At 49.2% G+C, this 5,800-nt stretch carries 1 protein-coding gene; it reads left to right on the top strand.

Annotation, left to right across the window (positions count from 1 at the left end; translation table 11 throughout):
• A partial coding sequence (locus HOK28_04430; protein ID MBT6432314.1) for an acyltransferase domain-containing protein occupies window positions 1–5,800 on the top strand: 5,800 nt, incomplete at both ends.

The raw sequence follows: 5,800 nt of genomic DNA, 5'->3' as shown, positions 1-5,800 counted from the left end.
GATGTAGACGACCTTTCACGAACCGGTGCGGGCCATCAACAAATCATGAATGCAATGCGCGAGGCAGTGGCAAAAGTACACGGAATCCAAGCGCACTCGATATTCTTACTATGGCCCGGCAGCATGCCGAAAACATCAAGTGGAAAGATCCAGCGTCGCGAAGCAAAAGCCAACTATGAAGCAAAATTTCTCGAGGGTCCCTCGGAGGTTATTTATGGATGGGTACGTCCCAAAAAGAAACCTGACCCAATTGTATCAAGACCTCAGCCTGCAATGGCCACGACCCCAACGACCGGCGGCATCCAACTACACCGTGAGATTCAGGAATTCTTAATCAATGCTATCGCAGCTAAAACCTCACAAGACTTGGATACGATTGATATAGATACACCTTTTAGTTCATTCGGCCTCGACTCCCGGGATGCAGTAGGACTAACCGGTGAGCTTCAGGAGTGGCTGGAAATCAAATTGGGAGCCACCCTTCTCTTCGATTACCCATCAATACGCCAACTCACCGACAATCTCGCTGATTTAAAGTCTGGCAAGACAGAAGCTCCACAAACAGAATCCAAAGAACACATTATTATAATTGGTGGCGGGGTTGCGGGACTTACTGCAGCGATGGAGCTTCAAGAAAAAGGCCACCACAAAATCAGCATCGTTGAACGGTCAGACAGACCCGGTGGAAAAGTTCGCAGTGTTGAAGTCGATGGCAAGTTCTACGAACTTGGTCAAATCTATTTCGGGTCCAACTATAAGACAGGCTACAAACTTATAGACAAGCTCGGCCTTACAGTAACACCGGACCCCAACCCCACCTTGCAATTTAGTCTCGGCCAAAACAAAGGTGTTGAAGTAAACGTGGAGTACTTTGGTCAGTGGGTCGCAGCCGCCCTCGAAGCTGCAGGGCTCTCTCTCGGTAGCAATCTCAATGCGCAGAACTGTCCCCCTGAGTTGTTTGTACCATTTTCACATTGGATTGAAGACAAGCAAGTCGGTGACATACCTATGAAGCTATATGAACTTTGGACTTCATACGGCTATGGCTACCTCACCGACGACATGCCTGCCTATTACGTTCTACGCTATCTCATTTTAGTTTTTGGAATGGAAAGCTTTGGACGAATCGAGGAAGGAAACGCCGAGCTCTGGGCTCGTGCGGCAGTATACCTCGAATCCAAGGGAGTACCTTTTACTACAGGCTTCGAAGTTCAACAGGTTATCCGTAGCGAAAGCGGTGTGCGGGTTGAATCGGTTGACGGCCGAGTGTTAACCGGTGACCGCGTCATTTTCGCATGCCCACCAAAGGCCGTACTCAAAATCATCGAGCCGACCACAACCGAAAGAGAGATTTTAGAGCGATTTAAAACCTACGAATACCGTGTCACGGTCACCCGGGCCAAAAACATGCCTGATGCTTCAGCCTTGATTATTCAAGAGAATCAACACAGAGAGACCCAAGGAAATCTGCTAGGCTACTTTAAGTTCAACTCTGATAGCGATGTTTTTATCACCAGCCAATACGGAACTCTTCCAAACGACCCGAATCCATTCGACGCTGCCCTTCTCAACCAGAAGCTAAAAGAAGACTTTGCGAATCTCGGCGGTGAACTATTGGAAGTCGTTGAAGAGTTTACGTGGTCTTACTTCCCGCACGTCAGTTGCGAAGATATTCGTTCGGGTTGCTTCTCACAGCTGGATGCTATTCAGGGCCAAAATCGGTCCGTTTTCCTCGGCTCGTACACTTCTTTTGAAACACTTGAAGACACAGCAGCCGCGACTACTTCCATTATCAAGAAGGTCTTTTCAAAGACCAGTGCACTGGTACGCGAAGATATTGCAGTGGTCGGTATGGCCTGCCGTCTACCCGGCAACATCAAGTCCCCGGAAGGTCTCTGGAAAGCCCTCAATGATAAGGTTAACGGAATCACGGAAATCCCGCTCGAACGCTGGGATCCAGACCAATACTACAGCCCGAAGCCTCAGACACCTGGCAAAATGTGTACGCGGTGGGGCGGCTTCCTTGGAGACATCGATAAGTTTGACCATTCGTTTTTTGGGATATCGCCTCGCGAGGCTCGCAATATGGACCCGCAGCAACGAGTACTCCTCGAAACGGCTCATGCCGCACTGGAAGATGCAGGGATTCCCAAATCGAAAACCGATGCAAGCCAGACATCTGTCTTCATGGGAATATGCAACTCAGAATATGCATTAAGAACAGTCTACGGGCCCGACATTGGACAAATTGACCCCTACTCTGGAACAGGCGCTCTGCCCAGTATAGCATCCGGGCGAATTTCTTACTTGCTCAACCTACAAGGTCCCTGCTTAACGATTGACACGGCATGTTCGTCTTCACTGGTAGGTATCCACCTTGCTGCACAAACATTACGAAGTGGTGAGAGTGATATAAGTCTCGTCGGGGGCGCAAATCTACTTTTAGAACCTAAAGCGACTGTCTACTTCAGTACCGCTGGCGCGCTGTCTCCGGATGGTCACTGCAAAACATTTGATGAGTCGGCTAACGGTTATGTTCGCAGTGAAGGTGCCGGAGTTGTCGTTCTCAAAAGACTCTCAGATGCTCTAGCAAACAACGACCGTATCTACGCTGTCATTAAAGGAACCGCAATCAACCAAGATGGACGCACCAATGGCTTGACTGCACCCAATGGGCGCCAGCAACAGGCGGTCATTCAAGCCGCACTTCAAGACGCACGGGTAAATGCTGGAGACGTTGGCTATGTGGAAGCACATGGTACCGGTACACCCTTGGGAGACCCGATCGAGATTCATTCGCTCGGCGCCGTTCTTGGGGCTAAACGAACAAATAAAAAGCCGGTGGTCATCGGTTCAGTTAAGAGCAATCTTGGTCATACCGAAGGAGCTGCGGGGGTCACAGGTTTTATAAAAGCCGCCCTAGTTGTGCAGCAAGGAGCCATCCCACCCAATCTTCACTTCGATAATCCCAGCAAGAATATCGATTGGGACACACTGCCCTTTGAAATACCCACAGAGACACAAGAGTACACAGAACTGGCTGGTCCACGACTCGCCGGGGTAAGTTCATTTGGATTTGGTGGAACCAATGCGCATGCAATCCTAAGCGAACCACCTAGTAACAAACGAGACAGAATCGCAACCAGCAGCCATGCGATTCTGGCTTTCAGCGCCGCAACCACCGAAGCATTAGAGCACCGGGTCCAAGCCATCTTGCACTTCTTGGAGCGTAATCCATCCACTCATCTCCAAAACCTTGCCTATACTCTCAGCCACCGGCGTACCCATCATAAGATTCGAGCTTTTGCTGTGGTTAAGTCAGTAGAGCACGCCATTGATTCATTAAGGTCCATGGTTGAATCCGGGCATGCGACGTATGCTCAAGAAATAACCAACCAGCCCGGCAAAATTGCATTCATGTTTACAGGTCAGGGCTCTCAGTACATAGGAATGGGCCGCGAGCTTTACAACAATTCGCCAGTCTTTCGAGATATTCTTGAGAAATGCGATGATGAGTTGCTTCCAACCTTGGGTCAGTCTCTCGTGAGTATCATCTCTCCTCATGACGAAGACGCTTCACCCATCCACGAAACCGCCTTCACGCAGCCAATTCTTTTTGCGTTTGAATACGCACTGACTCAGCTCTGGCGTTCTTGGGGCGTTAATCCCGACTACGTCATGGGCCACTCGGTTGGCGAATATACCGCAGCCTGCGTGGCCGGTGTATTTACCTTTAGGGATGGGCTTAAGCTTATCGCCGAACGCGGCAGGCTCATGCAAAGCCTACCCACCGGCGGCAAAATGGCGGCAGTGAAAACCAGTGGTAGCCAGCTTCAAAAATCAATCGACGCCAGCGGAATAGAAGGCGTGAATGTAGCGGCTCACAATGGTCCACAAAGCAGTGTCATGGCAGGAACCGCGGAAGCAGTAGAGGAACTTTGCAAAATTCTTAAAACAGAAGAGATGGCGACCAAGGAGCTAACTGTTTCCCATGCTTTTCATTCCCACTTGATGGATCCTATCCTGGACGCATTCGAGAAACATGCCTCGCAATTTACGTTTGCACCGCAAATCACACCGATTGTATCCAATCTCAATGGTGAGGTTGCTGGCGAAGAAATGTTGCAAGCATCCTACTGGCGAAACCACATCCGAGAACCTGTCGCATTTGAGCAATCAGTTAAAAAACTCGTCGAGGAAGACGTTCAGATTTTCTGTGAAATAGGCCCACACACTCAGCTTACGGGTATGGGGAAATCATGCGCTCCGTCGCAATATGGAAATTGGATAGCAAGCCTTCACAAGAAACAAGATAATGCCTTAACTCTGCTAAGTGGACTCGGACAACTCTATCAACTGGGCTACCCCGTCTATTGGGAGGGTGTCTACAACCCAGCGGCACATTCTGTACTATCGCTCCCCTCTTACCCGTTTCAGCGATCGACACATTGGATCGACTCGGACGCTGCTTCCAGCTTGCCCACAGTTCCTCTGAGCCCTAAGTCTAAAAACCCATTCTTAGGTAGCAAAATTGAATCAATGATTATCAAAGAAGGAGAAGAGCTTTTTACGCAGCCCCTTGAGCATGTCTTGGGGCACTTTGAACAAGTTGATGCTACCAAAAAGATTCCATTCCATTGGTTTTTAGAGGTAATCAATGAAGCTTCGAGTCGAGTGTCGGCTTCAGCTCAAGGTATCAGCTCATTGGACATCCAAACGCAGTCAAAGGATTTTGACTGGATCCAGTGCCATATGACGACGGATTCAAAGGGATTGATACGTATGCGGGCTGCGGGACAATCAGTCAGTGACGATGACAATGCTTGGAAAACAATATTCACGGCGAACCTAACGAACTCCGATAAGGAATTAGAACAGACTCTGGACATCAAGGCTTTACGTAAAACCTTCAAAAAGACCAAGAGCATGTCGAAGTTCATCACAAAATGCAGGGATAGCAGATCTCCCTTTGGTAAGGCCGGGGGAAAAGTGGTTCAATCGATCCATGTCGCAGATGGTCAATTCCTGATGCAACTTAGAACCTCCAAGATTGCGGAAACCAATGCGAGCCAATTCGCGGTATCTCCGCACATTCTTGATGCGTGCCTCATGATCTTCACCGCATTATCACCCGATGAATCGCGGGATGCCTGGATTCCCAAAGGTGTGGGAACCATTTCCATAAGCCCACAACAAGAAATGCCCCTTTGGGTTTGGGCCCAAATTAAGGATAGTCCTTCGAGCAAGACCATTATCGCCAATATCCACATCATTACCGAGTCAGGTAGGGTTCTCGTTCAATTTGAAGATGTATCGCTCGTGGCCGCGGAGCGTGAGCCAACGATCAGAGAGAAAGTTGAGTCTGCTGAAGCTGTTGCGCGAGAACAACTGATATCAGATTTTATTCGAATGATTATCGCCAAGGGGCTGCGCTGCGAAATGGCCGGCTTGGACATGAATGAACCTCTTACGAATCTAGGGCTGGACTCATTAATATCCATTGAGCTCTTAAATCAGCTGGAAACCGACCTTCAGGTGGACATCAATATAAACGAACTTCAAGAAGAAACGACGGGTATGAAACTGACTCAAACGGTTCTTCAGAGCATGTTCGGCAGCCAGGATTTACCAGCAGAGGTGAGCCCACTGGTGCAGCTCCAAGCGGGTAATAAAGACAACCGGCCTGTCTTCTATGTCCATCCCCTGGGTGGTTCAGTACTTGCGTATATGGATTTAGTGAGGGCAATGGGTCCCGATCAACCATTTTACGGACTTCAAGTCCCCAAGGTTGCTGGCGGGG

It is taken from the genome of Deltaproteobacteria bacterium, from assembly GCA_018668695.1.
GTDB lineage: Bacteria > Myxococcota > XYA12-FULL-58-9 > XYA12-FULL-58-9 > JABJBS01 > JABJBS01.
Note: the sequence above shows the minus strand (reverse complement) of the source record. Positions and strands in the feature narration are given on the sequence as shown.